The organism is uncultured Rothia sp. (assembly GCF_963507905.1).
In the GTDB taxonomy this organism is placed as follows: domain Bacteria; phylum Actinomycetota; class Actinomycetes; order Actinomycetales; family Micrococcaceae; genus Rothia.
Window position 1 is genome coordinate 178190 of the sequence record NZ_CAUOUU010000002.1, and the last position, 17140, is coordinate 195329.

Below are 17140 nucleotides of genomic sequence, written 5' to 3' on the forward strand. Positions count from 1 at the left end.
CACCAACGCATCGAGGGAGAGTACCCGAAGAGCGCCGGCTATAAGCCGCGGAGCATAACTGTCGCACCGCGCGGGCCGCCCGCCTCGGCGAAGAAACCCGAAGACCGGCAGGGCACCCAGGAAGGGTGTGAGCGTGCCGTGCTCGAGAGCGAGGTGGCTGTGACCGTCGCGGCGCGCTCTGCGTTCCGCCCGCTCGCCCCCTACGGCAGAAGCACTGAACGAGATAGTGCTCGACTGAAGCGCCGATGAACGCGCACCGTAGGGTGAGGCTTGAGCCGCGGTGGCAGCAACTAGGCTTTGCGCTGTATGCGCGCTGTTAAAATCCTTGCGGTGCGGAGCAGGGTGTAACGAAAGAAGATTAATGTCTGACGAGAAGAACGTCGAACTTGGGGTTTTTGAGGCGCTGAACGCCCTCGCGGAGGAGAAGAACGCCTCTGCAGAGACCCGTGAAACTCTGCGTAAGAATGTTCGTGAGAGCTCTGACGCCCAGCAGGGTACTGAGCGCCGCCGTCCGGGTCGCCCGAAGAAGGAGAAGGCTCCTGAGGTTCCCCTGGATGAGGCGATTGCTGCTGGCCTGACCAACCTGCGTAACGCGAAGGCTAAGCACGCGCCGGCACCGAAGGTTGCCGCTCCCGTTGCGTCTGAGACCGAGGTTGCTTCTACTCTGGATAGCCTGTTTGCGGCTGCCGAGAAGAAGGCGGCTGAGCCTGCTGTTGAGGAGAAGACCGCTAAGGTCGAGACCGTCGAGAAGACCGCGAAGGTGGAGGAAGTTGTTGCCCCCGCCGCTGAGTCTGCTGAGCCCGCTGCTGCTGAGCCCGCTGCCGAGCCTGCCGTTGAGGTGAAGGAAGAGACCGCCAAGGTTGAGGTCGTAACCCCCGCAAAGGCTGAGAAGGCTGAGACTGAGAAGGCTGAGAAGACCGAGGCTACCGCTGAAGCTGCTGAGCAGAAGGCTGAAGAGCCTGCCGCTGAGCAGCCCGCCGAGGCTGCTGCAGCTGCTGAGGAGCCCGCCGCAGAAGAGTCTGCAGAGGAGCCCGCAGCTGAGGAGCCCGAAGTAGCTCCCGAACCCGTCAAGACCATTAGCGACCTGCAGCGCGAAAAGCTGCAGGAGCTGCGCTCGCGTACCCCCATGGGTGCGATGCCGCTGTTCATGGCTCCCGAGCCGGAGGAGCTGAGCGAGCTCGCTGTCGCCGCCAAGCTGGAGCGTGAGGCACGCCGCGCCGCTGCCGAGGAGCAGAAGCGTAAGGAGCGCATGGAGCGCCGCCGCGAGGAGGCCGCTGCTGAGGCTGAGGTGACGAGCCACCGTCGCCGTCGCCGTCGCCGCGGTACCGAAGATATTGAGATTGAGGGCGGCGTTGATGATGACGTTGAGACCGTCACCAAGGTGCGTGCACCGCGCCTGGCTGACTCTCACGCATCCAACACTGTGACCGGTGTGCGCGGTTCTACCCGCCTGGAGGCGAAGCGCGTGCGCCGCCGCGAGTCCCGCTCCCTGGGTCGCCGCCGCCACATCGTGACTGAGGCTGAGTTCCTGGCTCGCCGCGAGTCCGTGGACCGTCAGATGCTGGTTCGTCAGAAGGACGGCCGCATCCAGATTGGTGTGCTTGAGGACGGCGTGCTGGCTGAGCACTTCGTGTCCAAGACCCAGCAGGATTCCCTGATTGGCAACGTGTACCTGGGTAAGGTTCAGAACGTTCTGCCCTCCATGGAAGCTGCGTTCGTTGACATTGGACGCGGCCGCAACGCTGTGCTGTACGCGGGCGAGGTCAACTGGGATGTCACTGGTCTGGACGGTGCGCCCCGCAAGATTGAGAACGCCCTGAAGCCCGGCGATTCGGTTCTGGTTCAGGTCACCAAGGACCCGATTGGTCACAAGGGTGCCCGCCTGACCAGCCAGGTTTCCCTGCCCGGTCGCTTCCTGGTGTACGTGCCGGGTGGTTCGATGACCGGTATTTCCCGCAAGCTGCCCGATACTGAGCGTGCTCGCCTGAAGAAGATTCTGAAGGACAAGCTACCTGAGGGCGCTGGCGTGATTGTTCGTACCGCGGCGGAGGGTGCTTCTGAGGAGGAGCTGACCCACGACATTAACCGTCTGCGTGCGCAGTGGGAAGAGATTCAGGAGAAGGCTAACTCCCGCAAGGTGCTGGCCCCGGAGATGCTCTACCAGGAGCCCGACCTGATGATTAAGACCGTGCGTGACGTCTTCAACGAGGACTTCACCGCGATGATCGTTCAGGGCGAGAACGCATGGGATTCCATCGAGGCGTACGTGACCTATGTGGCGCCGGACCTGGTCTCCCGCCTGCAGCAGTGGGACGGTGACGACGACCTCTTCGACCACTACCGCATCAACGAGCAGCTGGCGAAGGCACTGGACCGTAAGGTGTACCTGCCGTCGGGTGGTTCGCTGGTGATTGACCGTACCGAAGCCATGACCGTGGTGGACGTGAACACCGGTAAGTTCACCGGTAGCGGCGGCAACCTGGAAGAGACTGTCACCAAGAACAACCTGGAAGCTGCTGAGGAGATTGTCCGTCAGCTGCGTCTGCGCGATATCGGCGGCATTATCGTCATTGACTTCATTGACATGGTGCTTGAGTCGAACCGTGACCTGGTTCTGCGTCGCCTGATTGAGTGCCTGGGCCGTGACCGCACCAAGCATCAGGTGGCTGAGGTGACTTCGCTGGGTCTGGTTCAGATGACCCGCAAGCGCCTGGGTACCGGTCTGCTTGAGGTCTTCTCGGAGCCCTGTGAGCACTGCGCCGGTCGTGGCCTGGTGGTTCACGATCAGCCGCTGAGCGGTCGTAGCGGTGGCGCGTCGGATTACATCCACCGCCATGAGCGTAATGACCGTAAGCGTAGCCGTGCCGCTGCCCGCGAGGATTCTCGTGACCAGCAGAAGCAGGATGCTCTGGAGTCTAAGAAGGCTGAGCGCCGTAACGCTATGGCTGCGGTGGCTGCCGCATCCGCTCATAGCGAGGAAGTTTCGGAGGAGACCGCTTCGACCCGCAAGAAGCGTAAGCGCCGCAAGCGTTCGCGCCGCGCGGAGACCGCTGAGCTTTCGCTTGAGCAGGAGATTCAGGGTATTGCCGAGGCTGCCAGCGAGCAGGCTCACGCGGAGGTTGCTCAGCGTGAGGACAAGGTCGCTGAGGTCACCGAGGGCAACTGGATTGGTGAGCAGGGCGGTTTCTCCCTGGAGCAGCTGGCGAGTGCGTTCGACCGCGTGGAGGAGGAGTCCGCTGAGGATTCCTCGAAGGACTCTGCTGAGGGCCGTTCGGAGGAGCGTCGTTCGTCCAAGCGTGGCGAGAAGAAGTCTTCTCGTAACCGCCAGCGCCGCGAGCTGACCGATGCGGATATTGCCGCTGTGGAGGGTTCCGGCGCGGGTTCGCTGGAGGACGAGCACCACGTTGACCCGGAGCTCGACCCGCGCTTTACCCGCTCTTCGGATCGTTTTGAGGCGATTCGCGCTGGTGAGGCGAAGGCTCGTGCTTCTCAGAAGGCTGGCCGTCTTGCCCGTACTGAGGGTGAGTCGTTCCGTTCGGGCCGTGAGGATCGTTCGGAGGAGCGTCGTTCGTCCAAGCGCCAGAACCGCGAGCAGCAGAACGCTGAGGCAACCTCCGCTGAGGTAAACTCGGGTGTGCAGAAGGCTCAGGATTCCAAGCGTGTTGAGCGTGAGGACCTGCGCATTGAGGATGTTCGTGAGACTCCGCGTGCGTCCCGCCGCCGTGCTCGTCGTGCCGCTGATGAGAAGCGCGCTGAGAAGGCAGCCGAGCAGGCGGCTGAGCAGGCATCCGCAAATGCTGGTAAGATTGAGAAGTCTGAGTCTCGCCCGGTTGTGACCGGCGTGATTGGTGCTCCGGCTGTGACCGGTGTGGTGGGCGCAGCTCCCGCAGCGGTTGAGGCTCCGGTTGAGGAGGCTCAGAAGCCTGCGGCTCAGGTGCCCGGTTCGACCCCGCGTAAGCGTCGCACTCGCCGTGCGGCTTCCAGCGCCGGTGCCGGTGCTCAGGTCGTGACCGTAGACGCTTCCGAGCGTGCTGAGGGTTCCGTGGTTGCTTCCGCTTCTGTTGCGGATGTGGCTCCGGTGTCTGATGACGCTTCGGCCCCTGTTTTGTTCGGCATTGGCGTTGCTGCTGCCGACATTAAGCGTGAAGGTAAGGACGATTAGTCTTTAGCTTCCGATCATCGGAATTCCGATGGTGTGTTGTATATGAGATAGCCTCGGTAGGGTGAGCCGGAACTTCCCTACCGAGGCTATTTTTTTCTGTGCGTGTGCTGCGTCATTTTAAAGGCGCTATTAAGAGTGCGGTGCAGTATTAGAGGAGCATCACGTGCCGACTTCGAGCGTTCCGCAAAATTATCTATTGCGCGGCGCGTAGATCATGCCGTATCCTTAAGGACTGGTGTTTATCTCAGTGAAGCCCTATCGACGCAGGGCCAGCGGGAGACACCGCTCCCACCCGTATCGTCTTCGGCGCGGTCGAGTGATTGGCTGAGTTTGGAACGTGCGGGAGAGAGACACCACCGGTGAGCCTCGCGTGTTGGCTTCGGCGGGCAATCCCGTCGGAACGCACGGGCCGTTCCTCCTTGTTCGCGGTTATTTGACTGGCGGGGGAGGGCGCACAGCAATGAAAGCGCAGGCTGCTCATTCGTGTGAGATTCAAGAAGCAAGTTGTCGAGAAAAGTGAGTCCCATAGTGGCATACGCGATTGTACGCGCTGGCGGCCGCCAGGAGAAGGTTTCCGTAGGCGACCTCGTTACCCTTGACCGTGTTGCAGGCGAGCCCGGCAGCACCATCGAGCTGCCCGTGCTGCTGCTCGTCGACGGTGACAAGGTCACCGCTGACGCAAAGTCCCTGGCTTCCGCCAAGGTTGTTGCTGAGAAGGTTGAGGACCTGCGCGGTCCGAAGATCGTTATTCAGAAGTACAAGAACAAGACCGGTTACAAGAAGCGTCAGGGCTTCCGCGCCGAGCTGACCACCGTCAAGATTACCGCTATCAACGCGTAATCGAAACGACCGGAATTCAACCCTAAGGTAGGAATACAGAATGGCACACAAGAAGGGCGCAAGCTCCACCCGTAACGGCCGTGACTCGAACCCCCAGTACCTCGGTGTTAAGCGCTACGGCGGCCAGTCCGTCAACGCAGGCGAGATTCTCGTTCGCCAGCGCGGCACCCACTTCCACCCCGGCCTGAACGTTGGCCGCGGTGGCGACGACACCCTGTTCGCTCTGGCAGCAGGCACCGTCGAATTCGGTACCCGCAAGGGCCGCAAGGTCGTTAACATCCTGGCAGCAGCTGAGTAATACTCACCGCTAGGGCAGAGGGGGTAGGCGTTAGTCTACCCCCTCTCGCTATGACCTCGAATGCCGTGGACGCCCGCCTGTGCTGGGCTCCACGATGAGGCGCACCCCAACCCGGTCGCGCCTGCCGCCGCATCCGCAGCATGATTGGTGTGTGCCGTGCGGTGGCGAAGTGAAGATTTTCCAAGATAAGGAGAACCCGTGGCAGAGTTCGTGGACCGCGTGGTCTTGCATGTATCTGGCGGTCGCGGAGGTAACGGCTGCGTCTCCGTGCGACGTGAAAAGTTTAAGCCCCTGGGCGGCCCTAACGGCGGTAACGGTGGTAATGGTGGCGCGGTGATTCTGCGCGTGGATAACCAGACCACGACCCTGCTGGAGTACCACCACAGCCCGCATCAGCACGCCCCGAATGGCGATATTGGTCGTGGTGATATGCACCACGGCTTTAACGGTGAGGACCTGATTCTGACCGTGCCGCAGGGTACCGTGGTGAAGGACCGCGAGGGTAATGTTTTGGCTGACCTGCTGCGTGTGGGCGACGAGTATGTTGCTGCCCGTGGCGGTATGGGTGGTCTGGGTAATGCTGCGTTGGCTTCGGCTAAGCGTAAGGCTCCAGGTTTTGCTCTGTTGGGTACCCCCGGTGAAGAGGCTGATATTGTTCTGGAGCTCAAGTCCATTGCGGATGTGGCTCTGGTGGGTTACCCCTCGGCGGGTAAGTCTTCGTTGATTGCTGCGATTTCTGCGGCGCGTCCGAAGATTGCTGATTACCCGTTCACCACTTTGATCCCGAACCTGGGTGTGGTGCAGGCGGGCGATGTTCGCTACACTGTGGCGGATGTTCCGGGCCTGATTGAGGGCGCTTCGGAGGGCCGCGGTCTTGGTCACCGCTTCCTGCGCCATGTGGAGCGTTCCTCGGCTCTGGTGCATGTGATTGACTGCGCTACTTTGGAGCCGGGCCGCGACCCGATCAGTGACTTTGAGGTGATTCGCGGCGAGCTGCAGAACTATGAGGTTGACCCGACTGCGGGTGTGACCGTGCCGCTGCATGAGCGTCCGCAGATTGTGGTGCTCAATAAGATTGATGTTCCTGAGGCTCGTGAGCTGGCTGAGTTTGTTCGCCCCGAGTTTGAGGAGATGGGCTTCAAGGTCTTCGAGATTTCGACGGCTTCCCATGAGGGTCTGAAGCCCCTCATCTTTGCGATGGCAAAGCTCGTTGAGGAAGACCGCGAGGCTCGTGCCGCTGCCGAGAAGGAAGCGGAGCGCGTGGTTGTTGAGGCTCCTGTGGTTCGCCCGAAGGGCTTCCGCGGTAAGAAGAAGCAGGAGTTCATTATTCGCCGCGAGGAGCGTAACCTTGAGCCGCTGTTCCGCGTGATTGGTGAGAAGCCTGAGCGTTGGATTCAGCAGACTGACTTCAATAATGATGAGGCTGTCGGCTACCTGGCGGACCGCCTGGCACGCCTGGGCGTTGAGGATGAGCTGTTCAAGGCTGGTGCTCGTGCCGGTGACGCCGTGGTGATTGGTGAGAACGACAACTCGGTGATCTTCGATTGGGAGCCGACCATGGTCGGTGGCGCTGAGCTACTGTCCTCCCCGCGTGGTACGGACGCTCGTCTGGAAGAGATCATTCGCCCGACTCGTGCGCAGAAGCGTGTGGAGTACAAGGAGCGTATGGACGCGAAGGCGGAGGCTCGTGCCGAGCTGGAGTCCGAGCGTGTTGCAGGCGTGTGGACCGAGTCGGTTGAATACCGCAAGAAGTTGAAGGAAGGCAAGGTCGACGAGAATATCGACATGCCGAACGTCGACGACTAGTAGCTAGGCGTTGGCTGTTGCCTCGATGATGATTGGTGCCGCGCACCGGGGTTTGCTCCGGTGCGCGGCGCTTTCTTATGTACTCTGCGGTTACCTCTCGCGCCGGATGTGCGCGTCGGAATATGCGGGCGATTATGCGGGTGAGCCTGCGGGGAGCCTGTGGTCGGGCGTGCTGGCTGGGTATTCCACTGGCGGCTTAGCTCACCCCCGTCATTTCGGTTTTTTTGACCGTAAGCAGGTAGCATAGAGGGGAATGTACGCGGGCCGTTTTCGGTGTTGCGTACCTTCTGTGTAACCTGCCCGCATCCGCACCTGTGGTGGCTCCTTAAGCTGCTGTGGTGCGGTCTCTGTCCCCAGCAAGGACGGCATTTGTGACTGACCAGCCTGTTCACCTTGATTTTGGTGCTCCGAGCACCGAGTCGATTCCCCCACGTACCCCCGGTCGGGTGCGTCTGGGCGTGATGGGTGGAACTTTCGACCCGATTCACCACGGACACCTGGTGGCAGCTAGTGAGGTTGCCGCCGTGTTCGACCTGGACGAGGTTGTGTTCGTTCCGACCGGTCAGCCCTGGCAGAAGGTGGGGGAGCGGCACGTGAGTGACGCTGAGCATCGCTACCTGATGACGGTGATTGCGACCGCGTCGAACCCGCGTTTTACGGTGAGCCGTATTGATATTGACCGTGGCGGCGCCACCTACACCTTTGATACGCTTAACGAGCTGCGTGCCCTGCGCCCGGATGCTGACCTGTTCTTCATTACCGGTGCGGACGCGATCAGTCAGATTATGACCTGGCGCAATGCCCATAAGCTGTGGGATTTGGCGACTTTTGTGGGCGTGACCCGCCCCGATCATGAGCTGGATCCGCCGATGGCTGAGGGTCGTCATATTACGACCCTGAAGATTCCTGCGATGGCGATTTCTTCGACCGATATTCGTCGCCGCGCAGCTGAAGACGCCCCCATCTGGTACCTGGTGCCGGATGGTGTGGTGCAGTACATCGCTAAGTACGGCCTGTACAAGAAGGACGCCTTGACGGCGTACCGTGACGGCTTGCCCCGCGTGAAGGATGAGTCTGGGCAGGCACCCCAATCGACGAATAATGAGGGAACACATGAGTGAAGCTACGGGTTCGAAGCCCTATAGCGAGGACGAAGCGTACCTCTACGAGACGTACGTGACCGAGGACGGCATTGAGGTGCCGCCGCCTACCAAGGTGATGGGTCCGCGCCGTCTTGCCCGTTACCGTGAAGAAGTTGCCGAGTACCTGCGTGCGGCCCGCCGCGGTGAGCCCGCGAAGCCTGTTGCCAACATGGGCTCCGTGATTTATACGAACGCTATTGACCCGCAGGTTCTGGCTGTTCAGCGTCGTTTTGCGGCGCTGGCGGCTCAGGGCAAGATTGACACTGAGGCTAACGATGAGGAGAAGCTGCACGAGCCTGCTCCTCTGACCAGTAGCCTGCGTGTTCTGCGTCCCGAAGAGATCGCGCAGAACCGTGTGGATGCGACCAGCCCCTCCGCGGTGAATAACCCGATGACTTCTTCGATCCCGGTCATTGCCGTGGTCAAGGAGGAGAAGCCGGAACCCGAGCTGCACCAGTACCTGGTGCGCGATGAGCCGAAGGTTGAGGAGCTGGACAGCTCTGACGTTGAGGCTGAGCAGACCGAGGTTGCTTCCGTTGAGGAAGATGCCGTTGAGGTTGCTGAGGTTGAAGAGCTGGCTGACGAGCTGCCCACCCGCGTGAGTGCGGTGAACGCGCAGGGTCTTGACCTGAGCGTGCTGGATAGCGCCTCCGCAGGGGATACCGTAGATTCGGTGGACGGCGACCCGACTGTTGCTCTGAGCCCGGATGAGGTTGAGGAGCTGCTGCAGCGCATGGTGGATCGTCAGGATCCCGAAGAGGCACTGGTCGAGGAGACTGCCGAGGAGTCCGACAAGGGCTCCGAGGATGAAGAGTCTGAGCCGGCTGAGTCGAAGTCTGCTTCGGTTGCTTCTGCTGAGGCTTCGAAGGAAGCCGAGTCAAAGGAAGCGGCGTCGAAGGAAACTGAGTCGAAGAAAACTGGGGAAGACTCTGCTTCTGAGAGCGCTGTTGAGAAGACTGAAGAGGTTCTGCAGCCTGCACAGAAGCCCTCCCTGGCGTGGCTGTGGATTGTGCTACTGCTCGCCCTGGTCGTTGTTGGTCTGATTATGATTTTTGGCCCTAAGTAGGCCGTGAACAATGCACCCCTGTTGCGGGTGCTGCCGGCGGGTGTTCTGCCGGCAAGGAAGGAAAATATGACTGCTGCACAGTCCTCGATTGAGGCTCTGCGCATTGCCGCCCGCGCTGCGGAGGAGAAGCAGGGAACTAACCTGTTCGCTGTGGATGCTTCCGACGCGATGGGTCTGATTGATGGCTTCCTGGTGGTTTCTGCCCACAATGAGCGCCTTGTGAACGCTGTTGCGGATGAGGTTGAGGACGCTCTGCGTGAGCAGGCTGACCTGAAGCCGGTTCGCCGTGAGGGTCGTTCCTCGGGTCGTTGGATTCTGCTGGACTTCGGCGATATTGTCGTGCACGTTCAGCATGAGGAGGACCGCGAGTTCTACGCTCTGGATCGTCTGTGGGCTGAGGCTCCGCGTATTGAGCTGGGCGTTGAGAACGAGGCTCCCTTCGATATCGAGGGTGAGACTGAGGAAGATGCTGCACGCATCATTCCCGCTCAGGATGAGGCGTAGGCTTCCGCTTGATTTTTAGCTGATGAGGGGTGGGCTCTGGTGGCGCTGTATGGTGCCGCGGGGTCCGCCCTTCCTGCTTACCCGCCGGGAACTTTTTTGGAGTTTTGGGTGCGCTGGTTTGCATCGTTGTCCGTGGTGTGTGTAATATATTCATGTTGCCTCGTTGAGGTCACTAACAGAATATGGGGATATGGCGCAGCTGGTAGCGCACCTGCATGGCATGCAGGGGGTCAGGGGTTCGAGTCCCCTTATCTCCACGTTTTCCTCGGTTGAGGAGCTTTTCGCCCGGTTCTTGTGAATCGGGCGATTTTGCTATCTGCCGATAACTCTCGATAGTCAACAACGCAGTTCATAGTTGAGGAGAAGCGCATGGGAGCGCACACACATCACGGCCACCACGGGCATCACCATGGGCACGACCATTCGCATGCCCCGAGTCCGGAGGATGCCGCCTCGATGCGCCCGCGCCTGCTGATTGCGTTCAGCTTGGCGGTTGTTATTGTGTTGGCGCAGGCGATTGGTTCGTTGGTCACGGGAAGTCTTGCGCTGCTGACCGATACGGCGCACGCGCTGGCGGATGCCTCGGGTCTGCTGGTGGCGCTCGCTGCGGCTTCGCTGATGACGCGCCCGGCGACCTCCCGCCGCACGTGGGGTTTCCGCCGTATTGAGGTGCTTGCCGCTCTGGGGCAGTCGGTGCTGCTGCTGGCGGTGGGTATCTACACGGCGGTGGAGGGCGTGCATCGCCTGTTCGCCCCGCCGGAGGTGCCCGGCACCGAACTGCTGATCTTTGGTGTGGTGGGCCTGGTGGCGAACGCTATTGGTATTGCGGTACTGGCTACGGCGAGGAACGCGAACTTCAATATGCGTGCCGCATTCCTGGAGGTGCTCAATGACGCCCTGGGTTCGCTGGGCGTGATTGTGGCGGCTATCGTGATTTGGCTGACCGGCTTCTACCAGGCGGATGCCCTTGCCGGTCTGCTGATTGCGGCGCTGATTGTGCCGCGTGCGGCGCGTCTGATGAAGCAGACTACGGCGGTGCTTATGGAGTTCACCCCGGACGGCCTGGACCTGGACGCGATGCGTGAGCATATCTTGAGTGTTGACGGTGTGGTGGAGGTGCACGATGTGCATGCTTCGACGGTGGCGACCGGTCTGCCGGTGGTGACCGCGCACGTGGTGGTTGCCGATTCGTGCTTCCGTGACGGTTCTGCGGTGGCGATTCTGGACCGTATCCGTTCGTGTGTGGCGAGCCATTTTGAGGTGTCGGTGGAGCACTCGACCTTCCAGCTGGAGACCGCCGAGCTGGGCGGTCGCGAGCCGGATTCGGTTCGCCACCCGTAAGCCACCTGAACCCCTAGGCCACCTGAAAACCTTGCGTGTACGATGTCTGCGTGCCGAAATAGCGGGGGAGTACCGACCGTTATATTTGGTGGCTTCAACACGCAAAAGATACACTCTTTAGGGAGCAAAAGGTGCTCCTCACCCACACACTTTGACAGGCTCGCGGGCAGACTCTCTAGTTTGGTAGCCGCGGTAGCCTGCAACGATGAGCGCCTCAGCCTAGCTGAAACGGAACAGTGGGCGGGCGCATCCTGAAATTTTTGACGAGAACAACCACGATTAGCAGCAGATACGGAACACTATGCATTCACCTATTGCCACTTACCTGACCGAGACCCTCGAGTCGGTCGCTTCTGATACCTCCGGTGAGTTGGCAAACTACATTCCGGAACTTGCCGCCGTGGATCCGGACAAGCTTGCCGCGTCCATCGCCATGGTTGATGGTGAGCAGTACGCCGCCGGTGACTCCGATGTGGAGTTCACGATCCAGTCGATTTCTAAGCCGTTCGTGTACGCCCTCGCGCTTGCGGATCGCGGCTATGATGACGTGCTGGCGAAGGTGGGCGTGGAGCCTTCCGGTGAGCCGTTCAACGAGCTGTCCCTGGAGGACGGCTCCGGTAAGCCGCTGAATCCGATGATTAACGCGGGTGCGATTACCACCCATTCGCTGGTGGGTCCTCCCGGTGCGACGCAGGGCGAGCGCATGGAGCGCGTCATTTCTGGTCTGTCTGCGTTTGCTGGCCGCCGCCTGTCGGTGAACGAGCGCGTGTACGAGTCTGAGCTGGAGCACGCGCACCGCAACTACGCGATTGCGCACATGCTGCGCGGCCACGGCATCCTGACCGGTGACCCGACCGTGGCGGTGCAGGGTTATACCCGCCAGTGCTCGCTGATGGTGACGGTCAAGGATTTGGCGTTGATGGCGGCGACTTTGGCGAACTATGGTGTGCATCCGGTGACGGGTGAGCAGGTGGTTCCTAAGACTGTGGTGCGTCAGGTGCTGAGCGTCATGTTCACGTGCGGTATGTATAACGCGGCGGGCGACTGGGCGACCCAGGTGGGTGTTCCGGCGAAGAGCGGCGTGGGCGGCGGCATTATTGGTGCGGTGCCCGGTCAGCTGGGTGTGGCGACGTTCTCGCCGCGCCTGGACGGTCACGGTAACAGTGTGCGCGGCGTGGAGCTGTTTGAGCAGTTCTCTGATGACATGGGCATGCACGTGATGAACGTTCCGACGGTGGCTCGTTCGGCGTTGCGCGCGAACTACCAGATCGGTTCGGGGGACGAGTCGATGCGCCTGATTCAGTTGCAGGGCCGTATCCGTTTTGCGGGTGTGGAGCGCGTGATTCGTGAGATTGTGGAATCCCCGATGGAGGGTTCGAAGGTCGCCCTGGATGTGACGCGCGTGTATGCGGTGGATGAGGTCGCTCAGAGCATGCTCCTGGAGCTGATGCGTCGCCTGCGTAATGACGGGTACAAGGTGTACCTGATTGATAATGACGAGACGATCACGAACACGGATGCGCTGCGCAGCATGGGTGTGAAGGTTCTGACGAACCCGGCGGCGGTGACTTCTGCCGAGTCGGACGCTGAGCGTGTGGCTGAGGCGGACGCCGAAGAAGCTGCGGAGGCTGCGGCTCTGGAGGCGCTGAATGCGCTGGAATCCGCTAAGGCGGAGCAGCCGGAAGCTTCGGAGTCCGAGTAGGTTTCTCTCCGCGTACTTGGATGTACGATTGTGTGAACTTATATATTGAGGCCCCTTTCCCGGGCGCGTTGTGAACGCGTTCTGGGGGAGGGGCCTTGCTGTACTTAGAATTGCGCCCTGCGCTGTGGTTGGAGCTGTAGCTGGATTACCTGGGTTACTTGGATTGCCTGGCGTGCGGGGATTACCTTGCGTGCGGATAGCTTAGGGTGCTGAGCGTGGTATTCGGCGAGCGAGTGGAACGAATGCGCGTAAAGGTTCTTTTATCGCGGCGTTATTACTCATTACGTAATATTTTGAATTTTTCGATATCTAACGGTGGTCTCATCATACACTCGTAATATGAACACTGTTCCACACTCAGAAACACCTATCACTACTCGTCAATCCGCTATTACTGACCTCACTGCTGACCGGGCGGTGGCGGGCGCCTCTGCCCGCGCCTCCATGGGGCGACGGGAACTCTTACAACACGTTGGTACCTTTGGTCTAGGCGCGGTGAGCTTCGGCGTGCTGGGTCTTGGCATCACCGGCTGCACCCCGTCTGCTGCGGAAGGCGCCCACGGAGCGGCGGCTGGCGGGTCTGCCTCGGGTAGCGCATCCGGTAGTGCCTCAGGTAGCGCCTCGGCGACTCCTTCGGCAAGCTCGGCGGCTACCTCCTCCGCATCTGCGACTGCGACCTCGTCGAACCCGGTTCCCGAAGCTCGTGCCTGGACTGGCCCACAGACCGGCCTGCCCGGTGAGGGCAAGTACATTGCGTGGACGGTCGATGACGGCGCCGACCCGGAGGTGGTACGCGCCTACGCGGAGTTTTCTCGCCGTACCGGCACGCGCCTCACCTTCTTTATCAACGGTCAGTACCCGGCGTTTAGGCAGCATCGTGACCTGTTGTTGCCGCTGGTGAAGAGTGGTCAGTTGCAGATTGCGAACCATACGTATAGTCATGCGGCGTTGACGAGCCTGACGGATGAGCAGATTGTTCAGGAGTTGACCCGTAATGATGAGGAGATTATGCGGCTTTTTGGGGTGTCTTCGAAGCCGTATTTCCGCCCGCCGTACGGGTATTATGATGAGCGCGTGTTGGCGGCTGCGGCGTCGTGTGGTTTTACGCGCCCGGTTCTGTGGTACGGGTCGTTGGCGGATTCGTCTAATATTTCTTCGGCTGAGGTGTATGCCTATGCGGAGAAGTACGCTTTGGCTCAGCATATTGTGATTGGGCATTTGAATTATCGGGGTGTGGTGTCTGAGCTGGACCGTATTCGGGCGTTGTTGGATCGGCGCGGTTTGACGACGGTCACGATTCGTGACTATTACGGGTAGTGCGGGGGAGTCCTGGTGGGGGTTCCGGTGGGTATACTGGGAGGCATGATGAAGCTTCCTCAGAACCCTATTCTTCGGCAGGTGCACCGTTTCCGTGAGTCGCTGCTGCTTCTGCTGTATTATTCGCTGTCTTTTTTGGGCGTGCGGTGGGTGCGCTCGGGGCATCCGCGTGTGGCGGCGGTGTGGTCTGTGGGTTTGTGGCTGAATTTGGTGGTGCGCGGTATGGGTCAGCTGGTGCGTATGCTGGTGCCGGTCCTGCAGGATGCGGAGGCGCGCCGTGCTCGTGCTGAGCGTGCCCGCGCCTACCAGCCGCGCTAACCCTGCTTCCGCAGGTTCTTACCCCGCGCGGATTCTAGGCTGATATGACGAAGCCCCCTTGTACTAGAAATAGTACGAGGGGACTTCGCTATATCGGGGGGGGGCACCAGCCGGAGGCGTTAGTCGTCTTCGTGGGAAAACTCGTTGACAATCTCGGGGCTCTGCATCGCAAACTCATCAGGTTCTGCAGTCTCGGGCGAGAAATCCAGGTAGTAGTTACCCTCGGAGGTGCGGGTGATGGTGACGTAGGTTCGACCGTAATCGAGCAGTTCGCGAATGCCGACCTTGGTGCCTTCGTCGAGGCCCATGCGCTTACGAATATAAGAGCCAAGCTCGGAGTTAGGGATGGTCGACATATCCTTACCGCAGCGGTCGGAACCGCTGGCAACACGCATAATGAGGTCTTCACCGTCATCGCAGTGCACCACAATGGGAGTGTTCTTCACAGGGAAGAAGTTGGACTGCCCAATGTTCGCGGGAACCGCAAAGTAGGCTTCATCCTTATTGGCTCTGATATCTCGCAGACCCCAGTTAATGCCGGAACCGCAGTTGTACGAAGAGCCCTTACCTGCGTGGCTATACAGGTACAGCTTGATGGAGGAGAAATCCTTCAACCGTTCTTCACGTTCCGTCTCAGGTTCGGGGAGCGGAGGAATCGGAGGCAGAGACTTATTCGCCAGGACGTCGGAGGGCGCTTCAGGGAAGGTGAAGAAAGCATCAACCACAGGGTCGGTGCAGCTCAGCGAAGCACCGAAAAGTGTATCGATATAGTTCTCCGCGTACTCCACCGACACCGGCACAAGAATGTTCTCCTGCTGGCATTCCGAAGCGTCTCGACCAATATTCAGGCCGTCCGTCGAAAGGTTAGCTGAGCCAGCGTAGGCAATATCGAAGGAACCGTTCTGCGCCCAAGCGTAGAGCTTAGTGTGCACCAGGGGAGAGACGCGAGGGTCCGGGTAGCGAATATCCAGGTACCCGTGACTAGCCTTGACCCATCCCTTGAGGATTTCATGAGTTGTAATGCTTACCGCACCATCTCGTGCCATACCCACCAAAAGATGAACCTTAGGCGTGGAGGAGGTCGGGGTAAACTTGCTCATCTCTCCCCAGTGACCGGATTCCTTGGAACGTCGTCCGGGGGTGAAGTCAGCCTGGTACAGCGCACTGAGAATGGTAGTTCGCGAGATATACCCGGTAACCGCCCACAGCTCATGCCCGGCGCAATCATCCTGAGGATACGGCGAATGGAGAACAAGCTCGGCGAGGTTGTCGCCCATGAGTGACGAATAAAATTCCATGGGAATACGTCCTTCTTTTACCTAGAAAAGAATGCCTTCTTTCTCCTCAAGTTCACGAATGCGCTTATCTACATCAATATTCGGTTCAATGCTTTCGTAATGCATACCTTTAAGACTCTTGAAGAGAGCTTCGAATATGACCTGCGCACCGTCCGGGGGAACCGCCATACCAATCTGGCGACGGACGTTCTCCTTGTTGCCGATGAACTTGTACCAGTCAGGGAACGTCTGCAGGCGCGCGCGCTCGCGGTTGGTCAGGGCGCGGGGCTCTTCCCAATGGTAGATGTGCGTTCCGCCACCGCCGGATCCGGTGACGGTGTATGCGGGCTTATTGGAATCTAGGCGCTTATAAATCTGGCTGAGCTTAGCACCACGCACATTGAGGCGCAGTTCCTCAGGCATATCGGTAGCGTTGAAGGCGTTCTTGCCGGGCTTGATGTAGGCGAGGCGTTGCTTCACCACCTCAGACTGGCGAGTGAGCTCATTGTTGGTTGCCCACTCGGGGATGGGAGGCTCGGTAAGCGCCTGCTTAGCGGTGCGCATCATCGAAGGTTCGGGAGTGGTGGGTTTCGGAACCTTGAATTCTTTGCCGCTGGCAATAAGGTCATTATGTAGGCCTACGATAATGATTCGGTGTCGAGCCTGGGGGAGACCGTACTCCTCAAAACGGTATTTATGAGCGATAACGGTGTACCCCGCACGCTGCATTTCTCGTAGGATGTAGGGAAATGCGGTACCTGCATTAGCACCAGAAAGACCACCCACGTTTTCCGCCACAAACCATTCAGGTTTATGACTCTTGAGCACGTGGATTCCATAGGTATAGAGAGGACCGTATTTACCCTCTAGGCCTTTCTGCTTTCCTACGAGGCTGAAGTCATTGCAGGGAAAACCGAACGCAAAACCATCAATCGGGGGTAGAGCGTCGGTATCGAGCTCACGGACATCACCGACGTACACGGTCTCTTCGGACGCACCGGGGGTGTTTTCACGGTAGGTATCTGCAGTTGTGGGGTCGTAGTCATTAGCCCAGGCGTGCTCAACCTTGATTCCGGGCACCTTATCGGCAGCGTTGTGCGCGCCCAGGGCAATGCCGCCGGGTCCACAGAAGAGCTCACCCATCTTGTAGGTTGTGGGTGAGGGTGATGTGTGCTTCTCAGCCATAAGGTTCTCCGCAAGTCATAGTGCTGTGTCAGGTGCCGGTTAAATATATAGATTTACCGTCTCTATATATTCAGAGTTAAACCCTCTAAGAATAGCAGCCCGGAGGCCTCGCTCGCACCCTTACTCCAAGTAGATTTTGTTGCCTGGAGTAAAACAACTTGGCTTTAGTAGTTTTATAGTGC

General features: G+C 59.7%; 13 protein-coding genes and 1 tRNA gene. 12 read left to right on the plus strand and 2 right to left on the minus strand.

Translation table 11 applies throughout. From position 1 onward, the window contains the following. Positions 1-361: 361 nt before the first annotated feature. The 12 genes from RQ593_RS02175 (at position 362) to RQ593_RS02230 (ending at position 14496) form a co-directional block, all read left to right on the plus strand. Positions 362-4162, plus strand: a complete 3801-nt coding sequence (locus RQ593_RS02175; RefSeq protein WP_311449689.1) for an Rne/Rng family ribonuclease — start codon at positions 362-364, stop codon at positions 4160-4162. A 528-nt stretch (positions 4163-4690) separates the two neighbouring features. Beyond that, positions 4691-5002, plus strand: a complete 312-nt coding sequence (rplU, locus tag RQ593_RS02180; RefSeq protein ID WP_005505764.1) for a 50S ribosomal protein L21 — start codon at positions 4691-4693, stop codon at positions 5000-5002. A 40-nt stretch (positions 5003-5042) separates the two neighbouring features. Continuing rightward, positions 5043-5300 carry a 50S ribosomal protein L27 gene (gene rpmA, locus RQ593_RS02185; protein WP_005505766.1) on the plus strand — a complete coding sequence of 86 codons (258 nt, stop codon included), beginning with the start codon at positions 5043-5045 and terminating at the stop codon, positions 5298-5300. Positions 5301-5498: 198 nt separating this feature from the next. Next, on the plus strand, positions 5499-7106 hold the full coding sequence (gene obgE / locus RQ593_RS02190) for a GTPase ObgE (protein ID WP_296702916.1): 1608 nt from the start codon (positions 5499-5501) through the stop codon (positions 7104-7106). A gap of 371 nt (positions 7107-7477) precedes the next feature. Beyond that, on the plus strand, positions 7478-8227 hold the full coding sequence (nadD, locus tag RQ593_RS02195) for a nicotinate-nucleotide adenylyltransferase (protein WP_294630889.1): 750 nt from the start codon (positions 7478-7480) through the stop codon (positions 8225-8227). After that, positions 8220-9314 carry a sulfite reductase subunit alpha gene (locus RQ593_RS02200; RefSeq protein WP_311449690.1) on the plus strand — a complete coding sequence of 365 codons (1095 nt, stop codon included), beginning with the start codon at positions 8220-8222 and terminating at the stop codon, positions 9312-9314. The genes nadD and RQ593_RS02200 overlap by 8 nt, the downstream gene beginning before the upstream one ends. A 66-nt stretch (positions 9315-9380) precedes the next feature. Further along, positions 9381-9818: a ribosome silencing factor gene (gene rsfS, locus RQ593_RS02205; protein ID WP_005505774.1), complete on the plus strand. Its 438-nt coding sequence runs from the start codon at positions 9381-9383 to the stop codon at positions 9816-9818. Positions 9819-10002: 184 nt separating this feature from the next. Then, a tRNA-Ala gene (locus tag RQ593_RS02210) sits at positions 10003-10075 on the plus strand. Positions 10076-10187: 112 nt separating this feature from the next. After that, positions 10188-11159 (plus strand): cation diffusion facilitator family transporter, encoded by a 972-nt coding sequence (locus tag RQ593_RS02215; protein ID WP_311449691.1) that lies wholly within the window; start codon positions 10188-10190, stop codon positions 11157-11159. 301 nt (positions 11160-11460) lie between these two features. Next, a complete protein-coding gene (locus RQ593_RS02220; RefSeq protein WP_070593382.1) occupies positions 11461-12861 on the plus strand; it encodes a glutaminase in 1401 nt (466 codons plus the stop codon). Positions 12862-13356: 495 nt separating this feature from the next. Beyond that, the gene (locus RQ593_RS02225; RefSeq protein ID WP_311449692.1) at positions 13357-14178 is read left to right on the plus strand and encodes a polysaccharide deacetylase family protein; all 822 of its coding nucleotides are present in this window, start codon (positions 13357-13359) and stop codon (positions 14176-14178) included. A 45-nt stretch (positions 14179-14223) separates the two neighbouring features. Continuing rightward, entirely contained in the window at positions 14224-14496 is a 273-nt protein-coding gene (locus tag RQ593_RS02230) for a hypothetical protein (protein ID WP_231917957.1), read from the plus strand. 119 nt (positions 14497-14615) lie between these two features. Here RQ593_RS02230 and RQ593_RS02235 read toward each other — a convergent pair whose 3' ends face one another. Then, the gene (locus RQ593_RS02235; protein ID WP_311449693.1) at positions 14616-15794 is read right to left on the minus strand and encodes a restriction endonuclease PLD domain-containing protein; all 1179 of its coding nucleotides are present in this window, start codon (positions 15792-15794) and stop codon (positions 14616-14618) included. A gap of 21 nt (positions 15795-15815) precedes the next feature. Continuing rightward, entirely contained in the window at positions 15816-16958 is a 1143-nt protein-coding gene (locus RQ593_RS02240) for a DNA cytosine methyltransferase (protein WP_311449694.1), read from the minus strand. Positions 16959-17140: the final 182 nt, after the last annotated feature.

What these genes read in the sequence shown, in the direction of transcription:
- RQ593_RS02220 (WP_070593382.1), top strand. Translation starts at nt 11,461, where the DNA reads ATGCATTCACCTATTGCCACTTACCTGACCGAGACCCTCGAGTCGGTC.
- RQ593_RS02200 (WP_311449690.1), top strand. Translation starts at nt 8,220, where the DNA reads ATGAGTGAAGCTACGGGTTCGAAGCCCTATAGCGAGGACGAAGCGTAC.
- rsfS (WP_005505774.1), top strand. Translation starts at nt 9,381, where the DNA reads ATGACTGCTGCACAGTCCTCGATTGAGGCTCTGCGCATTGCCGCCCGC.
- RQ593_RS02215 (WP_311449691.1), top strand. Translation starts at nt 10,188, where the DNA reads ATGGGAGCGCACACACATCACGGCCACCACGGGCATCACCATGGGCAC.
- RQ593_RS02235 (WP_311449693.1), bottom strand. Translation starts at nt 15,794, where the DNA reads ATGGAATTTTATTCGTCACTCATGGGCGACAACCTCGCCGAGCTTGTT.
- RQ593_RS02175 (WP_311449689.1), top strand. Translation starts at nt 362, where the DNA reads ATGTCTGACGAGAAGAACGTCGAACTTGGGGTTTTTGAGGCGCTGAAC.
- RQ593_RS02240 (WP_311449694.1), bottom strand. Translation starts at nt 16,958, where the DNA reads ATGGCTGAGAAGCACACATCACCCTCACCCACAACCTACAAGATGGGT.
- RQ593_RS02230 (WP_231917957.1), top strand. Translation starts at nt 14,224, where the DNA reads ATGATGAAGCTTCCTCAGAACCCTATTCTTCGGCAGGTGCACCGTTTC.
- rpmA (WP_005505766.1), top strand. Translation starts at nt 5,043, where the DNA reads ATGGCACACAAGAAGGGCGCAAGCTCCACCCGTAACGGCCGTGACTCG.